The sequence below is a fragment of the Flavobacterium sp. CAU 1735 genome (genome assembly GCF_039888695.1).
In the GTDB taxonomy this organism is placed as follows: Bacteria; Bacteroidota; Bacteroidia; order Flavobacteriales; family Flavobacteriaceae; genus Flavobacterium.
The window spans coordinates 37,912-61,590 of the sequence record NZ_JBDQQQ010000006.1; the positions used below are offsets into that span (position 1 = coordinate 37,912).

A 23,679-nucleotide genomic window follows, 5' to 3' on the forward strand; every position below is an offset into this window, starting at 1 on the left:
ACCCTTATAAAAGGGTTTAGAGTCTAAAAGTTTACGATTTCAGAGAAGAGAATCCGATACAAAAAGTAACAGTTGTCGGAACGATTCGAAACAGAAAAATTTATCATACACTATGGATTGATATAATATCCCGCTATACATCACATTTTTAAATTACGAATTCTTTATTAAATTAAGAAATTAGCGATAACTTTTTTATCACGGTATTGTAGAAATAATTTTTATTGTTATTTTAGCTTGTTATGCTCCATAAAGGCAAGTACTATACCATTATACGGATTCTTAAATAAAGGTCGGTATAAAGCGTAAACAGACAGCTGATTATTCAGAAAATTTAAAGATTCAGATAACCAAAAAGAAATTAAACACTAAAAATAATTATGGGATTTTTTGACAAAATTAAAAGCATGGTGGGTGTCACCGGCGTAAAACTGGAATATACACGGGTAGAGAGCCCATGGCCGTACTTTGACCCGATGATCAAAGCTACTATAAATGTAAAGGCTGGTAAAGATGCCGTGACCATTATCGGTACAAAAGGTACTTTTTATGCCAAACGTACCGTAAAAGGTGTGGAAGAAAAAATCGTATTGGGAACCGACATCAGTAACCCTGAAAATTGTGCTAGTACACAACGCAACGGTGTGTTTGTCGATGAATTCCCATGTGCTTTAGAAGCCGAAGGTGAAGTTTCTTTCACATTTTTCATCAACGATATGGACGTACCTGCCGCGTTGGCCGAGTGGGGTGGCGAAACGCCCGCCAGTGCCAAAGCAAATGGTATCACCTTTTTTATTGAAGGAGAAGTGGATGTAAAGGAAACTTTAGATTTATTCGACCCTACCCTGACACAGGAAGTTGAGGTTTATCACAACGAAATCAAACAACAACCGGAATACCAGGAGGAAGACAACTTTAGCGATAGTATTTATAATACCGTCATTGCATTGGAAGAAGACGATGACGATGATGAAATTACGTTTACACCGGAGCAACGCAAACTGATCCTTTCGGACGATTACGAGATCGAATACTCGTTGGATGGCATGGAAGTGCTTGCACTATACAGTCTGGGTCAGATGCACGGAAAAGTGGTACGTCTGAAAGACATTATTTTTGACAATCCTAGAGTAGGTCTATTTAAGATTGAACACATTAACGGACATCGAAATCTGGATTTCAGTAATCCGGATCTTTGGAGAAGTATTACCGTGGATTCTATTTCCATTACCTTCTCCAAACCGAACGAATGGGGACATGATGCCAGTAAATTTACAAGCCTTTTCCACATCAAGAATATTGCCTTACTAAAGCAATAGTAAAACACAATAGAAACGCCCGTTATATACGGGCGTTTTTTTTATATAAAATCAGAATTAATAAAGGCTATTCGGTATCAATTATTCTTCCCAACTGCTCTGCCAGGTCGTTAGTACCGTCATTACTATTCGTGATCTGCCATTTATCACCGTCAAATTTAGAAATCATAATACGCTTTCCATCACTCAATTGAAAGGTATAATAAATAAAATTGGTCGTTTTATCGACATTTCCGAAGATTTTTGCCGTATGGATTTCGCCTCCAATGGTGATATCCGTTATAAATAAAGGTTCCTGTTGCATATGCACAATGTATTATAGCTCAATTTTGTTTATTAAAGTGTTATACGTACGAAACCGGTATGGTATGAAATGATCCATCCGCTTCGAATGCTTTGATCATGTTCATACGGGTAGCTGTTTTTACCGCTTCATCCGAATTGGAGAGCTTATCCTTACCAAACCACTCTTTTCCAAATGGCTTCACGCTTATCAGTGCTATTTCTTCAATATTCAAACGGATATGTTTCGGAAGGCTTTTCGATCCAAGGGTCAGCAACGTACCAAAAGGTTTCTTAGCATCGTACTGCGTACTGTTAAAGAATGTAGTCGGTTCATTATTGGCATCATTGTCCCTAATCACCCAGGTCTCCACATCGGCAGTGTTAAACTGCAAGGTAAGCGATTCAAATTTTTCGATCAGCTCCTTAAACTTACCATGTCTCAAAGCCACTTGCGTCACACTGTTCAGTAAAGCCAGCGCATAATGATCTCTTACTTTGTAGAACGGTACAATACTGTCAAATTCCAGATAGTACTCTGCTCCTGTTCCATTATAAGCCAATTCCTTATCCTCTTGTTCTTTAGCATAAATATCCGAAAGACCGTCGGTTATTACAATAGTTGTATTTTCGGTATAAATCACACGGAATTTCGCGGCAATCGTTCCCGAAGTATATCCCGGCCAGTTATGATCCCGGAAACCTCCAATGTTCAGGTATAGTATTTCGTCATGCAAGGTTCCAACCGACCTGAAAAACTCATGACGCAGGCGAATGGCTTCGGCAGTTGCTTCTTTTCTTTTGGCGAAAGCCGGGTCCAGGTCCACAGAAGCATCTTCAATAGCATGCAGACCATGTTCGGGGAATGCCGGCTCGGTTTGTACTGTAAGTTTATCATCCTCCAGATGGAACCAGATACGTTGCAGCTGATCTCCTAGCGCAGTATTCAACAAATCAATTCCAAGTCCGTAAAAAGACGTCCGTGAAAACGTCTTGTTTTCAAATTCAACGCTATAGTTCCCTGCAATATTAATCTTGTCCGCTTGCTCTACAAAATCCCCAATACCCGCAGCTTTCTTAAAGGCGCCCTGATCGGTAACACCCATAGTCTTTTCAAGAAGTTCTTCTTTGATACCCGAAATAAGTTCTGCCACACCATATATCTGCATGGCTACAGGTTCATCTTTAATAAAAGTAAACCGAATCTGCGTATTTCCGGGCAGGTCGTTGTAAAGCTCATTAAGGTCGGCAATGCCACGCAACTCACTTATTTTATCTCCTAATTCGCGTAGTTCTTTATTTAACTTCTTTCTTTCTTTTTCAGGAAGATTTGTATTATGATTGTATTTTATACCGTCTTTGGTATAAAATATACCACTGCTTTGAGCGCCGTAGGTACTTTTGGTTACATCTTTATGATACGATTTACCGGTTTCAAGATAAGGGCTATAGGCTTCGCCTATGGTGCGCATCAGTTCAAGTTTTTTAGCATCCATTATAAAGGGATATAAGATTAAGGTTATAAGTATATATGCTAAAGATAAAGTTTAATCTTACAATAAAAAGGACAAATGAAAATTTGTAGCCATTTATAACAATTTAGTTGCATCACAATGAAAATTCGTAGCGCTACATTCTTTTTTTCACAAGATTAACAACAAAAAAATGAATCTCTTTTTATTGAAATTAACATCTCGAAAACAGCATAATTATTTAAAATTTTACGTACAAATACGTAACAGTAAAGCAGTGAATTTGGTGCTTTATTTCTAAAAAAGTTATTTTTTTATTACTTACATTTAACGTCGAATTTATAACCTCCAAAATTCCGTTATGTTTAAAACTACTTGGCTAGCCACTGTAATTGTATTTTTCTTCATTTCTTCGACTGGTTATGCTCAGGATAAGACAATTGACTCCATAAATACTATTCTCGCCAATCCTAAAACCAGTGATATGGTACGCTTAAATACTATTTATGCGGGGATGAGTAACTCAATTGGCTGGAGCAAACAACACATTGCTTATTACAACCAATTGCTTCCTGTTTTTTCTAAAGGGCTCAAAATGGATAATCTTACTCCAAAGATGAAAAAAGAATATCTGTATGCGGCCGGAGCCTATTACTATAATGTCGCCAAAAAAGAAACCATTGATGGTAGTGATAAAGCACCGGAACATTATGATCTGGCCATAAAATATTGGAAAGAAACAAAAGATTATAAAACCATGGCCTCGGCTATGATTGGCAAAGGCACCTACTATCGAAAATTGGCCGATTGGCCCAAAACCTTTGAAAACTTTTTTGAAGCGCTTAAATACTACGAAAGCATCAAAAACGAATCCGGTATATCCCATGTGAATCAGGAAATCGGAACAACCTGTATAGCACAACAAGATTGGGAAAAAGCAATTGTTTACTTAAAAAAATCCCTGGTTTATTATGACGTTCCGGAATCGGAATTATGGAAAAGCGACCGACATGAAATTGCAGTTATCAATAACAACATAGGAGTTGCCTACACGCGACTTAAAAAATTTCCGGAAGCGCACAAAAGTTACCTAAGAGCTTATGAAATCATAAAACCAAACAAAGATCCACAGGCAGAATCGCTGGTATTGGTACAGTTGGCGAATTCCAGTAGCGACATGGGAGATAGTGCTCAGGCACAAATCTACCTCGATCAGGCGTTGGCTTTATGTAAAGATGACCTTTCCAGACAGGGCGTATATGGAAATGCTGCCAGAGTTTATAACAAATCTAAAAAATATGACAAAGCGGCTGAATATGGCGAAAAGTCTTATGCGCTGGGATTAAAGTTAAAAAACATTGGTGCCAGAACCGGTATGAGTAATTTGTTATATAAGATCTATAAGGAAAGTGGACAATATGACAAGGCACTTAAAATGTATGAAGCCTGGATCGTTCTAAAAGATTCGAGTAATACGGAAGCCTCAAAAAACGAGTTGGCGCAACAACGGCTGAAATACGATTTTGAAAGAAAAGAACTGCAGCAAAAAATCCTGCAGCAACAGAAATTAACCGCTGTTAAATTAGAACAACAAAAGCATTTATCGGTCATCAAGCTGGAAAACGAAAAGAAATCGGCACTGGAAACATCCCGAAACAAACTGGCACAACAACGGCTGAAATACGATTTTGAGAAAAAGACACTAAACCAGAAATTAGTTCAGGGCAAAAAAGTAGCCGCCATTAAACTCGAAGGCGAAAAGAAAACGGCCGTTAAAAACAACTGGCTCATCGGACTTTCGGGCGCGCTTTTATTGTTTCTTTTGGGAGGTTACTTTTATTACCGAAATACCAAACAAAAACAAGCGATTACGGTGCTCGAAAAAGACCAGATCAAACAGAAACTATTGGTTACACAAATGAATCCGCATTTTATTTTTAATTCTATCGATAACATTCAGGGATTAATTCAGGATAAACAAGACAAAGAAGCAGTCGATTACCTGAGTAAATTTTCAAAACTGACACGTCAGATTCTTGAAAACTCTAACGAAAACTATATTTCGCTGTCGGAAGAAGTCGAAATGACACAGAATTATCTGGCGATTCAGCAACTTTTATACAACAATAAATTCAACTATACCATTTCTATCGAAGACGCAATTGATTCGGAAACCATCTTTTTACCGCCAATGCTAACGCAGCCGTTTATTGAAAATGCGATCAAGCACGGTTTAAGCAATAAATCGGAAGAAGGTATGATTTCCATTCATTTTTATCTGAAGGAAGCCAAATTATTCTTTGAAGTCACCGATAACGGAAAAGGATTTGAAACCGACAAAAAAACAACCAATCACAAATCATTGGCGATGACCATTACCAAAGAACGTTTGATTGGCTATACCAAAAATCAGGATTTTCTGGTACAAACCGATAATATTATGGATCAGCATACCAATATTGTGGGTGCTAAAGTTTCCTTTGAAATCCCTTACATTTACGAAAATTAATTACCTATGTTAAAAGCTGTTGTCATCGACGATATTGAAACCATCCGAAAGAAAAATATCGCCACCATAAAATCAAACTGTCCCAATATTGCTATTATTGGCCAAGCCGATTCGGTAACATCAGGAGTAAGTCTTATCAAACAATTGGCCCCGGATATTGTTTTTCTCGACGTGGAAATGCCCGACGGAACCGGTTTTGATTTGCTTCAAAAGCTACAACCTATTAATTTTAAAGTAATCTTCATTACTGGTTACGAAGACTTTGCCATCCGGGCTTTTCGTTTTTCAGCTATTGATTACCTGCTAAAACCTTTGGATTCGACCGATTTGGTGGAAGCCGTTAAAAAAGCAGAAGAATCAATTAGCAAGGAAGTTTTTGATATAAAGCTCAATAACTTATTTAGCAATCTGGAACGACCAAAAAATTTGCAAAAATTGGTTCTTAAAACAGTCGATCGCATTTATTCGGTCAATATTCAGGATATCGTGCATTGCGAATCGGATAAAAATTACACTACTTTTAATTTTATTAATGCGCCAAAACTCATTGTTTCAACCAATCTGAAAGAATACGAAACGATGTTGGCGCCTCACAATTTCTTCAGAACGCACCAATCGCATTTGATCAATATGGCCTATTTCGACCATTTTATTAAATCGGATGGCGGTAATACGGTTGTCATGAAAAACAAGACATCCATTCCGCTTTCCGTACGCAAAAAAGAGGAGTTTCTGGTTTTGCTTGAAAACCTTCATGTATAAATAGCACTAAAACGAATTTTCGTCCAATTTCTACGAATATCTTCCAAAAACAAACAGATATTCATTAGTCAAAATTCTCATTTTTCTTTGATTTATTATTGCATCGTAATTCCGAATAAAGGTCTTGCATTCAACCAATAATCAGAAAAAAAATGAAACAAAAATTAGTAATCATTGGACTATTGCTTGGTTCGATTACCAGCTCCAATGCGCAGCTTTTAGGTAAAATCCGAAATACTGCAAATCAAGCCAATAACGCAGTCGAAACGGTAAAAAAAGCCGAAGAAGCTGTTGATACAGGTGAAAAAGTTGCCAAAAAGGTAAAAAATAAAGGCGGTGCTTCCAGCGGAACTTCTTCCTTAAAACTGGACTGGAATATGTACAAACAAACGCCGGCAGTTACTTTTAATTCCTTATTGTACGGAACATCAATAGGAACAGGTGGTCTAACCCGATTTTCCGGGTATACGGCTACTTTTGTTCCAAACAAAACAGCTAGTGGTGCTACCGTAAACACCGTTCATGACCAAGCCGAATTTCTAAAAATTAAAGTATATAAAGGGGATCAATACATCACCTACTTCGAATATGACGGATTCCAACAATTTGACGATGGCAAAAAAATAAAGTACAATACTCCTGACAGCCGATACAAACGCGATGGCGAATGGGTTGGTGGAACTGAAATTGATGTTAAAAAATGGGGTACCGGCGAATACCGACTTGATTTTATCGCAGGTGATAAAATGTACTATTCGTTTAATTTCGAAATTCAAAAACTAACGAATCCCGACGCCTACTCTGCCATGAACGAAATGTACGTAACACGCGGTCCGTGGAATGATTATGCCTATATGAATTATGATGAATCCGGTAATCTGGTTTTTGGATATTATCTTAATCACGAAGAATTCAAGCCCGATCCGGCCAACAGCCGAAAAACCAATAAAAGTGTAAAATGGAGCGTGAAAGTTCTAAAAGACAACAAGCCATTTGCACAACAATACGGAACGGGAGCTCCAAATGTGGCTCAGGTAGAGCAAGCTAAATGGAATGAATACCGATGTGCTTTAAAACTGGTAGACAAACCGGGAGAATTCAAATTTGCCAACCTTACTGACGGTGCTTATAAAGTGGAACTGTCTATTGAAGGAGAAGCAAAACCGAGAAAATATAGCTTTGCTGTAAAAGATAAAAGAATCGTACAAAGTCCGGAGCAGGACAGAACTAAAAATACCGATCCAACAAGACTGATCGAAGGTTGGAACGATTATTTCTGGATGAAACTGGAAAAATAAAAACAATACCCTTTACCATTATTTTTTCACCATTCACTTGAATCCGTGAAAAAATAATGGTACCCTTTTTACAAACCGATTACCCTTCAACTAAAATTCAATTCCTAAAAAAGCGCAATGAAAAAAATAGTACTTTTTAGTGCCATCGCCTGTCTGTTTACCTCGATAACCTCAGCTGCCGATTTATATGTTCGGGAAAACGGAGCCAATGGTGCTTACGCAACCGTAAGTGCCGCCATTACAGCCGCAACAAACGGGGACCGAATCATTATCAAACCCAAAAATGCAAATGCCGCCTATATTGAAAATATAACGATCAATAAGTCGTTGACTTTTGTTTCGGAAACCAATTATCAAAAATACAAACTGCAGGGAACCGTTGTCATAACGCCATTGGCAGGAAGAGTGGTTACCCTTCACAATGCCATTGCAAATAGTGTTACCATTTCCGGTGCTACAACCGGTGGCCGAACCACTTTAAACGTCTTCAATTCTGTTTTGAGTTTCTTAGATGCCGGTCAGGTAAATGCCACTACCAATATTTCCGGATGTACAGTAGATAGTGAAACAATTATATCGCATGGAAGATGTACCGGTAATGCTGTAGGATCGCTGTTTGTAACCCAAACGGATGATACCAGTTTGGCTACGGATGACGTTGAAATCATCGCCAATATTGCGAGTTACGGGATTACCAATTACCAAAGAAACTATGCTTTTAAAATTTTAAACAACTTCCTTCCGCAAAGTTCCATCAGTATTTGGGGTGTAAAAAACGGAAGTACCAATGAAATCACCAATAATGTTGCCGATACACGAACCAGCGGCGGAGGTCAATATGGGGAATGTATTACAATCAATCTGTCAACTGGAAATACCGGAAACATTTCGGTATACAATAATGTATTGGCACTTGGCGGTGATTTTCTGATCTACAATTACAACTCAAATGCAACGGTTTCGGCTTTCTATAACATGTCGCAATCTTCTTTTGTTTTAAATAATGTTGCCAATCAGGGATCGAATACTTCCGGGAATTTTACCATTAATCCCAACAGTCAAAGTGTTAGCGGTGCCAATGTAAATGCTGGTTCTCCGGCAGTGGAATACACCGATTTGGATTTGACACGTAATGATGCCGGTAACGGAGGTGGTTCCAACAGTTGGAGCAATTATTGGCCAGCCGACAGTGGTAACCGAGCACAAATAAATTATTTAAACATACCCAGAAGAATTACAACCGGTACCCCGTTAAATGTATCAGGTTCTGGTTTTTCGAAATAATGTATCGATAAAAAGAGATGAAAAAACGACTTTATATATTGATAGCTTTTTTTGCGGCCAACTTTGTTCAGGGACAAGTTTCCATAACACAAGCCGAATATTTTTGGGATACTGATCCGGGATTAGGCAATGGTATCGTAATTGCCGCCGCCGATGGTAACTTTAACAGTGCTTTCGAAAAAATTGCCGCTTCGGGCATCAACCTGCCGAGTGTTGGTTTACACAAATTCAACATCCGTTTTAAAGACAACCAGAATCTATGGGGCTCCACTTTTTCTAGTGTTGTTAATGTCGAAGCTTCGGTAACTGAAGGACTTGTTGAGATTATACAAGGGGAATATTTTTGGGGTACCGATCCCGGTTATGGAAACGGAACACCTATCGCAGCCACTGATGGAAATTTCAATAGTGCCTTCGAAAAATTCCGTGCCAATGGCGTTCCGGTTCCGGGTTCCGTAGGGTTGTATGTTTTTAATATTCGATTAAAAGACAATCAGGGACTTTGGGGTTCTACTTTTAAAAATGTAGTTAGCGTGGAAAACGTTTTAAGTCTTAACGATCCAACTACTTCTAATTTTAACTTCTACCCTAACCCGGCTACCACAACGGTACATTTCGATAAAGAAATAAAACACGTAGATATATTTGACCTAAATGGACGATTTGTTGGGACATCCAGCCATAGCAATTTATTAAATATTGCCGATCTAGCTGCTGGAACTTACATTTTAAAAATAACGACTCCTGATGGTATTTCCTTTACCAAAAAAATGATTAAGCGATAACAATCCCGAATAATTAAGTCAAATAAAAGCCTGTACTACTAGTACAGGCTTTTTCTTTATCATAACTTAGGGTGTATCTTCCCAACGATTCACATACATTTCCCAAACGCCTTCGCAATACAGTTGATAACGTGCCGGCTGGGTTTCGCCAAATGAAAAAACAAATAGCATATGCAGGTGCGTCACATAATACAAAGACAATCCGTTTTGGGAACGATACGCTACTTCGCCGGTTTCTTCCAAATGTTTAAAAAACGAGCGTACACTTGTAAACCCGGCATCCGAAATAATTTGCTCGTAGGCTTCGTTTTCGATTTCGATTTTTCTTTTGAGTCTGGCGAATGGATTTCGCAAGATTTCCGTCATTGTAAAATTTCGCCCGAAAAAGTAGTGACTTTCGTTATAAAGCGATTCGCCTTCCATGCCATCGTAAAGCAGTTCGCGGGTTTTAAGTTGTTTCATAAATTAGAATTTATCAAGGCGGATGCGTTTATCCGTAGGTTTCGTTTCGGTATCCGAAATTACCGATTCACAGTAATTAAACGGATCTTCTCCGTATTCCGAAACGGAAACAATATATTCCACGGTTTTATCAAAAGTGTCCGTAAGTATTGGTGCGTTTGAAATCCCGCAATCTCGTAGTTTTTCAACAACCGACGGACGTAAAACCGCTTTGGCAATCGCCGTTAGCAACAAATCGTTGATGCGCGCTTCTATGTCTTCAAAATCATCGGAACTCGACTGGATTTCAAAAAACAATTGAAATAGCCTTTTCGAAAACACCTTAAATTTCTCTGACTTACAATTCCTGTACTCCAACAAACTGTAGTTTTCCCAATCGGCCGGGCTGTATTTTTCCTCGTCTTCAGCAGTCCTGAAGGAAATAGCCGCATAGCGTTCGTGTGGCAGGATATCGTAGGAAATCCCATCCACGAATTCCGCGATTTCTGCAATTTCGTCGTTGTGTAATCCGAAAAGTTCCAACAAAGCGTCTTCAAGATCATCCGAAACGTTTGCAAGCGCTTCCGGCAGGTATTTTTCATCCTGCGCAATGGTAGCCGGTTCGGTAAACGTATCCGATTCCCATTGATAACGTCCGTAAAACGGATTATCGATTACAAACGTCCTGGTAAAGATTTTATCCTGCGTGTTTTGGGATTCGAGATAGCACGTCACGTCAATATGGAATTCCCTTTCGTACAAACGCTCACTTTCTGGTGCTTCCCGAATGATATCCAGCAGGTTTTTTGTCCCCGTATTGTAGGATCGGATAGGAACGGAAAAGGCAAAATGCATCGGTTTGACTACTTCAAATGGAAGTTCAATTTGTTTTGCAATACTATCCTGCTGACCGAATTGATCCTTTAATTCCATCAGGAAAACCTCAAATTGAACCGCCGGATCGTAAATCGATATCACGAATTTAACCGTATCGATTGTTCTGGGTTTGTCCAGATCGAGTGCTATTTCAAGATCAAACGTTTCCGTTGTGTAGCCTTCCGGATTTCTGCGATCGAAATGATTTTTAAGCGTGATATCAATTTCTTTACGCGAAGCAAAATTCTCGGTTTGCACCAGATTTTCAAATTTATCGATCTTACGTAAATTCGGAGCATAAATCACCCTCAAATCGTTGTTCCCATAACACTCAATTTCGACTGCGCTGTCAAGCCGTAATTCTGTCAATTGGTTGATATAACATTTCACGACCGTAGCTTTTGGTGCATACAATTCCGTGATTTTATTTTCACCGCAATGCACACTTTCGGCATTTTCGAGATGCAGCGATGTCAGCTTATTTTTATTACATCCAACCGAAATCGCATTGGGAGCAATAAGCGTCCGGAGTTCGTTATTGCGACAAAAAACCTTGAGCGCATTGGTTTCCAGTGCTTTTATTTTAAGCGCACTCGATATCTGAACCGTACCGTCTTCGGTAACAGGGACATCGAATTGCCTTTCAAATATGTCGACGACTTTAGCGTAATAGTTTTCCATTTGAATGTTTTTCAGGTATTAGTTTAAGGCCGCTTGAATCTCGGTAATATAGTTTCCACATTTTTCGATCATCGGCTTACAATCCACTTTTGTTAGGTATTCGTATAGTTTGTTAAGCTCACCCAGACGTCTTGGTGCGCAATCCATTTCCCAAAGATCTAGCAAGGCTTTTTCTTCCCATTTGGTAATTTTTTTGCGCCTTTTAAGATTCTTGTCGACAAGCCGCTCGATTGGATTGTCATCCCTAACCGAAATCAACGAATATCCCAGTTTATGCAACAATCGCATCTTTTCGATTTGTTCCTCGATTGTAGATTGACTATTTTGGTCCAGACGATCATACAGACCATCCAGAATGCGGTGCATTTCGTCCATTCCGCCCAATTTCAGGAAGGTGTCGAACATGGTCACGGAGCCTCTTTTGGCAACAGTAAGGATCGCGGGATAATCGCAGTTATAGCGTGGCATGTTGATGTCAAATCCTAAATCGACAAGCTTATACACGACTTCAGGAGTTTCGGCATATTCAAACACATTTTCGGAATAGTAAAACAGATTCAGATCGTTTTTATCCGCTCCATTTTTGAATAGTAAATCGATGGCTTCAACCCCATTTCGTTCCGCTCTCACGGCATAATTCAATGCCGAAAGGCCATTCTCATCTTTATAATGCACATCGGCACCCTTTTCCAGAAGGTACTCAATGTACCACAACATACCGCCCTGACAAGCGGCTTGCAGGTTCGAAGTAAATTGGTACAATTCAGATCCAACAGTCGAAATATCCGCTCCGGCATCAAGTAATGCGCGTACCATTTCATCCGCAAATTCATTTTTCGCGTGTCGGCACACTTTCTGTAACAAAGGTTCGTGTTCATACAACTCATGATTCGGATCGGCTCCGTTTTCGAGCATCAATTTAAGCATGTCAAGATGGGCTTGCTGCGGAATATATTCGTTGGCGATACGTTCGAGTGCCAGTTTTCCATATTCTTCTTTTAGCGTATCCGGATGAACACCTTTTTTCAGAATTTCCGCAAGCTTGGCCACATCTTTCTTTTTGATCGCATTAATGGCAGCTTCACTATAATCCTGATTTTTATTTTCGTTGTTTTTGACTTCCCGCGCTGCTTCCGTTATTCCTTCTTCGAGGTTATACGCCGTGTCAAAATTTTTATAGACGAGCATAAAACCTTCCTCTAATTTTTTAAAAACGAACGCTTCCGCCCTATTGTTTTGTTCTTTATGGTAGCCTTTGCTAATACCGCCAATAACTTTTCCTTTTGCTTCCGTGCCGATTGTGCCTTCTTTTGCCATCCATCTGCCGCCTTCACTCATATAAAAGAAATAGTACTGTGACGTTGCCTTGTTTTCGAGATACCAAAGCGGTGCAACGTTAAACTCGGGAATTTTAGCCAAACTCCCTACTTCGATCGTTTTGAGCATTTCCGGTTCGTTTACGGTAATAGTCATCGTAGCCTGTCGCAATTTTCCACGCGTTTCTTCCGATATCTCGTCGAAAGCCATATATCCACTTTCCTCCCAAAGGTCGGCGTGAGACGTTAAATCGAAATCCGAAACGATATGCGATTTGATATAATGACGTGCCACGGCAGCGTGATCCTTCCAGAAATCGAATACAGTAGCCGCATCTTTCCAGGCTGATGGTGTTTCCGAATGCTCCAAAAGTGAAAAAATGATATTCAGTGAATCGGTATGTGTTCTCGGGAAATCGAGGTCGTATTGTTTGGTTCGATACATTCTTACGGTAAGCGTATCATCGGTCTTATCCAGCACTTTTACCCCACGGAACAAACCCAGTGAATGATAAAAATGTGTATCCAGTTTTGGTATTTGTGGCGGCGGAACAATTTGCAATTCGATTGGACGCTCGACATATCCCGTTTGATGTTTTTTCAAAGCGAGTACCATCGGTTTCCGAAGATTGATTTTCTCGCTGTCCATCAAATCATAAAGCGTTACTCCATCCCGGTTTGGCAGATTCGGATCAGCACCGTTTTCAATCAGATATTCGAGGTTTTCAAGCGACACATAATAACGGCTTGCGGCGTGTTGTAACAAGGTATATCCCGATTCCGGATGCCATTGATTCAAATCAATTCCGGCTTTGATCATCGGTCGAAGGTAGCTATCAACTCCTTTTTGCGGAGAAGCAATCTCGAAAATAATCGGTTCGCGATTCTCAAACACACTTGAAGGGATGTCCGGATTCGCGCCATATTCCAGAAGCAATTTAAAGTTTGAATATTCATTCCGACTATACGCTAACGAAAGAATCGGAACATTAAAATAGGTGTTAAAATGATTCGCATCGACACCGGCGGCCAAAAGGGCTTCGAATACCTCGAGATTCCCAAAAGCATCAAAAAGGTGTTTTCCGTCGGCTTCTAGATTGTGTTTTGTAAGAATGGACTTGGCTTCTTTAAGCGTCATTTTTTCCATAATATTTTGTCTTTTGTGGTCGAATTGTATAAAGTTTTGGATCGTTTCAGTTGTTAATTTAACGCGGCTTGAATGGTTGCAATGCGCTCCTGGCATTTCTCCATCATTGGCTTGCAATTCACTTTTGTCACATACTCGTATAATTCGTTGAGTTTATACATACGCCTTGGAGCACAATCCATTTCCCAAAGATCAAGCAGGGCTTTTTCTTCCCATTTGGCAATTTTCTTACGTCGGATAAGATTATCTTCAACCAGTGTTTGGAGCGGATTGTTGTCCGTAATCGAAATCAACGCGTATCCCAGGTCATACAGAATACGCAGTTTTTGAATCTGGTTTTCGATGACCGCTTTATCATTCATCCTGAATCGTACCGTGATATTATACAAAATCTGATGCAGTTCGAAAGTTGCACCCCGTTTTAGGAAAGCCTCAAACATTTTCACCGAACCGTATTCGGCGATTTTAAATAGTGCCGGGTATTTGTGACCATTCAGCATATTGATATCGAATCCCATTTCGATCAGCTTTTCAACGGTCTCCAGGGTTCCAGCCCTTTCAAATGCGTTGTCGTAACGATAAAAGGCATAAAGCGAATTCTTGTCGGCTCCGTACTGAAGCAACAAATCGATTATGGCAGTAGCATTTCTTTGTGCCTCCAAAGCATACTGCAACGCGGATCTTTCTTCGTCATTATCTTTATAATTCGGATCGGCTCCGTTTTCGAGCAAGTATTGTACAAACCAAAGCATTCCTCCGCGACAAGCGCACTGTAATGTCGATTGCGCTTCTCTCGATGAAATAACGTTCACATCGGCACCGGCTTCCACAAGACGTCGCACCATTTCATCGGTAATTTCGTTCTTGGAACGTATGGCTATTTTATGGATAAGCGGTACATTATAATTGGCCGTATCAGGATTCGCTCCGGAAGCCAGCAAAAGCTTAAGCATTTCGAGATGAAACGCTTCCGGATAGTAGGCCCCTCCGGTAGCTTCAAGCATGCTGTTTCCATAATTGTCTTTCAGTGTATCCGGATGAACCCCGGTTTTGAGTATCTCGGCCAGTTTTTCAACATCTTTCTGTTTTAACGCTTCAAATGCTGCTTCGCTGTAATCCTGATTTTTATTTTCGTTGATTTTCGCTTCCCTTGCTGCCTCCTCAATTCCTTCTTCAAGGTTGTAAGCCGTATCAAAATTTTTATAGATGAGCTCAAATCCTTCCTCAAATTTCTTTGAAACGAACGCTTCCGCCCGAATGTATTCTTCTTTATAATACCCGCCGCTGGCAATGCCACCGATGACTTTACCTTTCGCTTCCGCTCCGATTTCGCCTTCTTTTGCGATCCATCTGCCACCACCACTGATATAAAAAAAGTAATACTGTGAAGTTGTCTTGTTTTCGAGATACCAAAGCGGCGCAACGTTGAATCCCGGGATTTTAGCCCAGCTTCCTACTTCGATCGTTTTGAGCATTTCCGGTTCGGTTACGGTAATCGTCATTGTAGCTTGCTGTAATTTTTCACGCGTTTCTTCAGACATATCGTCGAAAGGTTTATAATTTTTATCCTCCCATATCTCGGCGTGCATAGTCAGATTGAAATCCGAAACAATATGCGATTTTATATAATGACGTGCCAAAACAGCATGATTACCCGTGAAATGGAACACAGAAACCGCATCTTTCCATTCCGACGGTGTTTTTGAATGTTCCAGAAGTGCAAAAATAATGTTCAACGAATCAGTATGTGTTCTCGGGAAATCGATGTCGTGTCGTTCGGTACGATACATTCTAACAGTAAGGGTATCATCTGTTTTATCAAGCACTTTTACAACCCGGAACGAACCACGGGGACACGAAAAATGAGTGTCCCATTCCGGTTTTTGGATTGGTGCAACAATCTGAAATGCTATCGGACGGTCGATATAACCCGTTTGGTGTTTCTTTAAGGCAAGTAAAACCGGTTTATCAAGTTTGATCTTTTCGCTGTCAATTAAGTGGTAAAGTGTCTGTCCGTCACGGTTCGGCAGATTCGGATCAGCACCTTTCGCAATCAGATGCTCCAGGTTTTCAAGCGAAACAAAATACCGGCTTGCGGCGTGTTGCAACAAGGTATATCCCGATTCCGGATGCATTTGATTCAAGTCGATTCCGGCTTTGATCATCAGGTAAAGAAAGCCGTCAACCCCTGTTTGTGGACTCGCAATTTCAAAAATAATCGGTTCTCGATTCGTAAACACGCTTGAAGGTACATCGGGATTCGCACCATATTCCAGAAGCAATCCGAAATTTGTATATTCTTGTCGGCTATAGGCCAGTGAAAGTACCGGAACGTTGAACTGGGTCTCAACGTAGTTTGCGTCTGCTCCCGCCACCAGTAACGCTTCCAATAATTCCATATTCCCAAAAGCATCAAAAAGGTGTTTTCCGTCGGCTTCTAGATTGTGTTTTTTAAGAATGGATTTGGCTTCTTTAAGCGTCATTTTTTCCATAATATTTTGTTTTTGGTTGGTCGGATTGTATAAAATCTGGTAATAGTATCAGCAAAGTCCTTTTTGAAAAGCCTGTGGTAATTCCTGTGTCTCCATAACTTTTATTTTCCGAAGGCGATAGCTGTTTTTAATTTCGATTCGAGTTCCTTTCTGGCGATTTTTTTAAGCATCGGTCCAAAAAGCGAATACCATAAATTCCCGTCCTGATCAAAAAAGAGCTCGCTACTACGGTAGGTATTGACGTGTTCGTCCGAAAGGTCTTGTTCGGTGAAATTAAACACATAGCCTTTTTCGAAATTCACGTCGGTAAAAACCAAACGATCCATACCGGCAACAAACCAGATTCCGTTTAAAGCGTCGTCTTTTATTGCGTTATAGAACAAAACTTCACCTGTGATTTCCTTTAGCTTTTGGCTGATCATTTTTGGTTTTTCGTCGCTTCCCAATTCGAAAACGCCGCTATCCGTTAATAGTAATTGTCTTTCGGCAGAAAGCGCGAAAAACTTTCTTACCTGGCGGTTATTATAATAATACGGCGCGATTTCTTTTTTAAACAGACGGTCCAGACTCATGTTCGTGACCGTAAACGAAGTGTCGACAATGGAAAGCAGATTTTGGCTTCCGAAGAAAATTACCGAACGGTTCGCATTTACATAAATTTTCAAACTACCCGGGTTATTCGAATAGATCGAAGTTGTCAGTTTAAGCTCACTATATTTAAAACGTTTTTCTTCTGCCGATTCTTTTTTCGTCATCAAAACACCTTTGTTATCGAGCACTACTTTCCAGAAATCGTCTTCGTAAATATTAACGATTTTGGAAGCGGATTCTGAAATCACGTTAAAGTCCGCATCGGTGATCAACAGTTTTTTGTCGGTATAAAAACGATACCCTTCGGCCGAACTTTCGATAAATCCGAGCTCACTATCTTTAAGGAAATTCTGCGTTTTATGCTCGGTTTTAAAATCCGACAAATCATAATAATACATTTCTTCCGATCGTGATTGCGGTATAAACACCCGATTTCTAAAGGTATCGAGATGGATTGTACGGTGGACGAACGGAATCGTTGATCCGCTTTCACGCGCGATAAAATTCGGCGCATAACTTCCGATTCGATTTCGCCAATAGATACACTTATCCTGGTTTTTATCGAAAGAGCCACTATACCACTTGTTCCATCTTGAATTGACGGTAAAATGACTATAGGCATACGATTCGCTGGTCATATTCGCATCTTTCCACCAAATTGCCGGCATAAAGAAAATCGCACTCGACTCATATTTTTTCTGACTTGTCACCTGGACAATCCAAAGCGGGCAATCCGGGAACGTCGCGAATGGTGGCGATCCGTCGTAGTTGTATTCAAATTTATTGTTGTTGAATCCGACGTAATTATGAAGTGCCAGTTCGGCTTCATCGGTAAAAAAAGTACCCGAAACGATGTTTAGATATTCTACCGCGTCACTTCCTACGCCACCATTTTTGTCTACTCGTCCGTAGACGTAATCCACAAAAAGTTCCATGCAAACCCATTCTTCAAAATCGAAGCGCGTCAGGAATTCGTGTAGTTCTTTGGTGTCTTGTCCGAAATGCCGAACATACTCGACAATTTCCGGTTTTGAAAGTATCGGTTTTCCGGCAGGTGTATCGTTCCACTGAACGTCAAAAATTTGTGTAGCCATTATTTTTTAGTGCGTTTTATGTTGTTTTGGAGCATAGGCAACTGCCGTTTTTAATTTCGATTCGAGTTCCTTTCTGGCGATTTTTTTAAGTTCCGATCCAAAAAGCGAATACCATAAATTCCCATCCCGATCCAAAAAGAGCTCGCTCCAACGGTAATCATTGAAGTACTTGTATGCAAGGTCTTGTTCGGTAAAATTAAACACATAACCTTTTTCGAAATTCATGTCGGTAAAAACCAAACGATCTATACCGGCAACAAACCAGATTCCGTTTAAAGCGTCGTCTTTTAGCGCACTGTAAAACAAAACTTCACCGGTGATTTCCTTCAGTTTTTGGCTGATCATTTTTGGTTTTTCGTCTTTTCCAAGCTCGAAAACCCCGTTGTTGGTCAGTAGTAATTGTCTTTCGGCAGAAAGCGCAAAAAGTTGTCTTTTTTGGCCATTATCGTAATAATAGGGCGCGATTTCTTTTTTAAACAAACGGTCCAAATTCATGTTCGTAACCGTAAACGAAGTGTCGACAATGGAAAGCAGATTTTGGCTTCCGAAGAAAATTACCGAACGGTTCGCATTTACATAAATCGTCAAGTCATCCGGATTGTTCGAAAAGGCCGACGTCGTTAGTTTAAGTTCGCTATATTTAAAACGCTTTTCATCTCCCGATTCTTTTTTTGTCATCAAAACACCTTTGTTATCGAGCACTACTTTCCAGAAATCGTCTTCGTAAATATTGACCACTTTGGAAGCCGATTCTGAAATCACGTTAAAATCCGCATCAGTGATCAACAGTTTTGTTTCGGTATAAAAACGGTACCCGTCAGCCGAACTTTCGATAAATCCGTTTGCGCTATCTTTAAGGAAATTCTGCGTTGTATGTTCGGTTTTAAAATCCGACAAATCGTAATAACACATCTCTTCTGTTCGCATTTTTTGTATCAGCAGTCGATTTCTAAAGGGATCGAAATGAATGACACCTTGGTTGAACGGAATCGTTGCACCGTTTTCGCGCGCGATAAAATTCGGGGAATAACTTCCAATTCGGTTTCGCCAATACATATTCTGATGCTGGTTTTTCCCGAAAGGATCATTATACCATTGGTTCCATGGCGAATTCACGGTAAAATGATTGTCGGCATACGATTCGCTGGTCATATTTGCATCTTTCCACCAAATTGCCGGCATAAAGAAAATTGCACTCGACGACTGTTTTTCCTGACTTGTAATCTGGATAATCCAAAGCGGACAATCCGGGAACGTTGCAAATGTAGGCGATTCGTCGTAGTTGTATTCAAATCTATTCTTGTTGTATCCGACATAATTATGAAGCGCGAGTTCGGCTTCTTCGGTAAAAAAAGTGCTCGAAACGATACTTAGATATTGCACGGCATCACTTCCCACTTCACCGCTTTTAGTCGATTTTCCGTAGATGTAGTCCACAAAAAGTTCCATGCAAACCCACTCATCAAAGTCAAAACGCGACAAAAATTCGTGCAGTTCGTTGGTGTCTTGTCCGAAATGCCGAACATACGCGACAATTTCCGGTTTGGATACGATAAACTTTCCCGCGGGCGTATTGTCCCAATCCAGTTCGTAAATTTGTGTAGCCATGTTTTTTTAGAGTATTTGAAGTTGTTTTGGAGCATAGGCAACCGCCGTTTTCAGCTTGTTTTCTAATTCCTTTCGGTTGATTTTATAAAGTGTATTGCGATAGAACGAAGTCCATAGATTTTGTTCGTTATCGAAATAGAGTTGTGCATAATAATTATCGCTTCGATGCGGATCGGAAAATTGTTCGGTAAAATTAAACACATAGCCTTTTTCGAAATTTTCATCCGTAAAAACCAGTCGGTCATTGGCTGTGACAAACCAGATTCCACCTAATGCTTCATCATAAATACCATTGTAAAAAATCGCTTCACCTGTGATTTCAGTAAGCTTCGGATTAAAATATTCGAGTGTTCCGTTGGCATTTACCATCATGACACCTTCGTGTGTAAAGAACAGGCGTCGGTTTTTGGAAAGTTCGAGCGATTTGTTTCTAATGAAACAATCATAAAAATAGGCCGGGATTTCTTTTTTGAAATGTTTGCTCGGTGAAATGGTAGTGGCGTTGAAATCTTTGTCGATCGTAATAAAATTACGACTTTCAAAAAAACAAACAGTGTTATCGTCTGTTGCCCAAATCGAAAGCTCGGTACTGTTATTCCCGCCAATATTATTGCTTAAGTTGACTTCGCTGTATTTAAAACGTCTTTCTTCATTTGTCTCTTTCCGGGTCATCACGATACCTTTTGTATCGAGAAAAACACTCCAGTAATCGTTTTCAAACGAATTATAAACGTTGGTTTTTGTCTTGGAAATTTTCTTGAATTGCTTGTCGGTAATCAACAGACTTCCTTTTTGTCCGAAATGGTATTCCTCCGGTGTGATCAAAAAATAACCATTATGCGAATCCATCAGATAACCTTTTGCTTCGTGTCGGATTTCAGGATTGGCAAGATCGTGGAAATACATGTTTTCGGACGCTCTGATATCGTAATACACGATGCGGTTATGCCATTTATCGAAAACGGGAAGTCCTAATCCAAAATCAATTTTGGTTCCTTCGCGTTCGATAAAATTCGGGGTATACGAACCGATTCTATTACGCCAATAGCGAATTGGGCGCTGGCTTGTTGTAAAGTCACCATACCATTTGTGATGATCACTAACGGTGTATTTCTCATATCCATAGGAATCGTCACGCATCTGTGCATCTTTCCAGAAAACGGCAGGCATAAAAAACAGACAGTCTGCATATTGTTTTTCCTTTTTCACGATCTGGATAATCCAAAGCGGACAATCGTCGAAAACCTGAAATGACGGGCGATTGTTTTCCGGATACATAAAACGTTCCTTACCGACATATTCCTGTAGTTTTGCTTCACCTTCTTTCGAAAGGAAGGTTGTTGCAATAAGCCCGAGATAGGCTACGGCATCACTGCCCACAGCACCATTTTTGTCGGAATGTTTGCCGTAAACATAATCAAAAGCAATTCGCATGCATTTCCATTCGTCGAAATCGAAACGCGTCAGGAATTCATTAAGTTCCGGTGTCGCCTGTCCAAAATGACGGCAATAGTCGCTTATTTCTTGTTTGGTCAATATTGGTTTTTCCGGAACAGCGTCGTTCCACTGCACCTCGTACATTTGTGTAGCCATGGTAATTGGGTTGGTTAAGTCCTCCGAAAATAATTCGGAAATGAGATTGTTTTATCGTTTATTCAACGCCAGCCGGTTTTGGACTTTTTCGAAGCCATTCGCCGTCGTCGTTGATTCTGTAAAATACTTTTCTTCTGAATTTCAGGGTAAATTCCGGTAACACAAAATCGGTTTCGCCCCAAGCTGTTCTGGCTATAGTTGGTGAGAACCAGAAAAATTCTGTAAGGTCGTAGAGATACGATTGGAAGATGTCAAAATAAATACTGATTCCATTATTAAGATTCAGATAGAACATAAACGCCTTAAGTGCATCGCTTCTTTCGAGTTTGAAATGTGTTTTTTCGAACATCAGTTTTTCACACTTATGATTCGCGAGCAAAGTGCTTATTTCTCCGAACCAACTGCCACCATACACCTTCGCTTCGACCAACATTCCGGCTTTGACTTTTTGGGCAGCGGAATGATATACCTCGCGCAGCTCCATTTCGTTTTCGGTAGCTTCCATTTGTGCTTTAAACTCGTGAATGTCCAGATGACTCATCACCAGACTTCCGATAAAATCGACAACAGTCCGGCATTCGTCTTCATCCAGACGCGCCAGCGAAATCACATTTTCGGCAAAATGCCAATCGCTAAACAGCTCGACTTCCTTGCGCGACAAGGCGGCTTTTTCGAAACTTTCGAGACCTGCGTCTTTTCCGACTCTATTTTTGATCAATTGCCCATAGCGTTTTTCGGCTTTTGCCTTAAATTCCGGATTTGCCTGAAGTGCTTCGATCCCTTTTTCGATTTTGGCTTCGCTGAATGACTCCAGGAATTCGTAAATATTTTCGATTTTGGATACGTCCAACGTTAGGTCTTCGTTGATTTCATATAATTCCGTCACGCCCGGAATTGCAGGCATTGTTTTGATGATCACATCCGTTTCGGAAATCATTACATATACAAATTTGAGTTTTCCGTCGAGTGCATGAAAAGCCGCTCTTGCGAAATCGGAAGCCGGTACGCCCGTATATTCCTTTACTTCTCCGTTTGCGTAATAGAGTATTTGTCTTCCTACGACATCCGGTTTTCCTGTTTTTTTATCCGGAGCGACTTCGGCAAAAACCTCCTTACGCATTCCCGGATCGACAATTGTTATCAGATGTAATTTTGTGAGTTGTACCAACTCTTCCGGAGTGGCGATTCTGTAGCTATATCCGTTTTCTTTCGAAATCGAAAAGACAACAAAACGTCCCGGTTCCTGAGCAACGGTAATATCGAATTCGATATCGCTAATACGTCGGTTTATCGCAATATTGCGGTATTCGGAACTGTCTTTAAGTGCTTCGGGTATTGCATCCCTGTTTATTTTTCCGTCAACAAGGGTAAAGTAGGATTTACCGCTAGAACCGTTACCGGAATATGATGGAATATTATAAGTTGTGAATTCTACACCGGCGGGCAGCGTGTCTTTTATAAGCTCAAAAATTTCATTGAGTTCTTGTTGAAAATCCATATTTAGGTATTTGGTTGACTGTAATTACTGTAAAATTGCTCCGGAATTATTCCATTACATTTTAAAGAGTTATTCCTTAAAGCTCATTTAGACTCTTTAATCATCGCTTGCGGTTTGTAAGTATTTACCGCTATTTTGAATGTCATAAAAATACTCAAAGTTTTTAAATACAATCTATTTTGTATCTTAAAATTACAGCCGTAATATTATCATTTATGTACTTTCCTGTTTTAAACCTAACAAAAGTTATAAAAAAACAAAAACCACAACTTTTTGTGTTGTGGTTTTTATTTCATTTGTAGACGTTATACCTTAGTCGGTTAGTTTCTCTACTATGCAAATTTTAAGTTAGTAGCGTTTTGTACTGATACTCATTACAAAACGCATATAAAACATTATTATCTCCATGAATTCATTTTATAATTTGAAAAGTTTATTTTCATATCTTCTATCCTTTCTTCAATGGCTTTAATACCTACATTTAAATAATTTTCTTTTTCAGACTCATTCAGAGTATATATAATATCAAATCCAGGATTTGGTTTCGCGATAGGGATAGATAATTCGATATTATTGTTTTCTTCAAAAACATAATATTCCCACTCTTTCTTTTCTAATATTTTTTTCATAT

Annotated in this window: 17 protein-coding genes; 6 read left to right on the forward strand and 11 right to left on the reverse strand. The window is 39.8% G+C overall.

Features of this window, described 5'->3' with window-relative positions; all coding sequences use genetic code 11:
- Positions 1-380 precede the first annotated feature (380 nt).
- Positions 381-1,319: a hypothetical protein gene (locus AAFN64_RS13350; RefSeq protein ID WP_347760770.1), complete on the forward strand. Its 939-nt coding sequence runs from the start codon at positions 381-383 to the stop codon at positions 1,317-1,319.
- 67 nt (positions 1,320-1,386) lie between these two features.
- Here the strand turns inward: AAFN64_RS13350 and AAFN64_RS13355 are convergent, their stop codons facing one another.
- Positions 1,387-1,623 carry a hypothetical protein gene (locus AAFN64_RS13355; RefSeq protein WP_347760771.1) on the reverse strand — a complete coding sequence of 79 codons (237 nt, stop codon included), beginning with the start codon at positions 1,621-1,623 and terminating at the stop codon, positions 1,387-1,389.
- 40 nt (positions 1,624-1,663) lie between these two features.
- Entirely contained in the window at positions 1,664-3,097 is a 1,434-nt protein-coding gene (locus AAFN64_RS13360) for a hypothetical protein (protein ID WP_347760772.1), read from the reverse strand.
- 337 nt (positions 3,098-3,434) lie between these two features.
- Between AAFN64_RS13360 and AAFN64_RS13365 the strand changes: the two genes are divergently transcribed.
- From AAFN64_RS13365 to AAFN64_RS13385, 5 genes are all read left to right on the forward strand, one after another.
- On the forward strand, positions 3,435-5,582 hold the full coding sequence (locus tag AAFN64_RS13365) for a histidine kinase (protein WP_347760773.1): 2,148 nt from the start codon (positions 3,435-3,437) through the stop codon (positions 5,580-5,582).
- A gap of 6 nt (positions 5,583-5,588) precedes the next feature.
- Positions 5,589-6,344, forward strand: a complete 756-nt coding sequence (locus AAFN64_RS13370) for a LytTR family DNA-binding domain-containing protein (protein WP_347760774.1) — start codon at positions 5,589-5,591, stop codon at positions 6,342-6,344.
- Between the two features lie 152 nt (positions 6,345-6,496).
- Positions 6,497-7,642, forward strand: coding sequence for a hypothetical protein (locus AAFN64_RS13375; protein ID WP_347760775.1), 1,146 nt, complete (start codon positions 6,497-6,499; stop codon positions 7,640-7,642).
- A gap of 117 nt (positions 7,643-7,759) precedes the next feature.
- On the forward strand, positions 7,760-8,926 hold the full coding sequence (locus AAFN64_RS13380) for a hypothetical protein (RefSeq protein ID WP_347760776.1): 1,167 nt from the start codon (positions 7,760-7,762) through the stop codon (positions 8,924-8,926).
- Positions 8,927-8,943: 17 nt separating this feature from the next.
- Complete coding sequence (locus tag AAFN64_RS13385) at positions 8,944-9,711, forward strand: T9SS type A sorting domain-containing protein (RefSeq protein WP_347760777.1); 768 nt, start codon at positions 8,944-8,946, stop codon at positions 9,709-9,711.
- Between the two features lie 66 nt (positions 9,712-9,777).
- On the opposite strand, the gene AAFN64_RS13390 is transcribed toward AAFN64_RS13385, so the two are convergent.
- The 9 genes from AAFN64_RS13390 to AAFN64_RS13430 form a co-directional block, all read right to left on the reverse strand.
- Positions 9,778-10,173 (reverse strand): hypothetical protein, encoded by a 396-nt coding sequence (locus AAFN64_RS13390; RefSeq protein ID WP_347760778.1) that lies wholly within the window; start codon positions 10,171-10,173, stop codon positions 9,778-9,780.
- Positions 10,174-10,176: 3 nt separating this feature from the next.
- Positions 10,177-11,709: a hypothetical protein gene (locus AAFN64_RS13395; protein WP_347760779.1), complete on the reverse strand. Its 1,533-nt coding sequence runs from the start codon at positions 11,707-11,709 to the stop codon at positions 10,177-10,179.
- Positions 11,710-11,727: 18 nt separating this feature from the next.
- Entirely contained in the window at positions 11,728-14,172 is a 2,445-nt protein-coding gene (locus AAFN64_RS13400; protein ID WP_347760780.1) for an ankyrin repeat domain-containing protein, read from the reverse strand.
- Positions 14,173-14,225: 53 nt separating this feature from the next.
- Positions 14,226-16,664, reverse strand: coding sequence for an ankyrin repeat domain-containing protein (locus AAFN64_RS13405; RefSeq protein ID WP_347760781.1), 2,439 nt, complete (start codon positions 16,662-16,664; stop codon positions 14,226-14,228).
- Positions 16,665-16,765: 101 nt separating this feature from the next.
- The gene (locus tag AAFN64_RS13410; protein WP_347760782.1) at positions 16,766-18,349 is read right to left on the reverse strand and encodes a hypothetical protein; all 1,584 of its coding nucleotides are present in this window, start codon (positions 18,347-18,349) and stop codon (positions 16,766-16,768) included.
- Between the two features lie 6 nt (positions 18,350-18,355).
- Positions 18,356-19,957, reverse strand: coding sequence for a hypothetical protein (locus AAFN64_RS13415; RefSeq protein ID WP_347760783.1), 1,602 nt, complete (start codon positions 19,955-19,957; stop codon positions 18,356-18,358).
- Positions 19,958-19,963: 6 nt separating this feature from the next.
- A complete protein-coding gene (locus AAFN64_RS13420) occupies positions 19,964-21,550 on the reverse strand; it encodes a hypothetical protein (RefSeq protein WP_347760785.1) in 1,587 nt (528 codons plus the stop codon).
- Between the two features lie 58 nt (positions 21,551-21,608).
- Positions 21,609-23,048, reverse strand: coding sequence for a hypothetical protein (locus AAFN64_RS13425; protein ID WP_347760787.1), 1,440 nt, complete (start codon positions 23,046-23,048; stop codon positions 21,609-21,611).
- Positions 23,049-23,446: 398 nt separating this feature from the next.
- Positions 23,447-23,677 carry a hypothetical protein gene (locus AAFN64_RS13430; protein ID WP_347760788.1) on the reverse strand — a complete coding sequence of 77 codons (231 nt, stop codon included), beginning with the start codon at positions 23,675-23,677 and terminating at the stop codon, positions 23,447-23,449.
- Between the last annotated feature and the right edge of the window lie 2 nt (positions 23,678-23,679).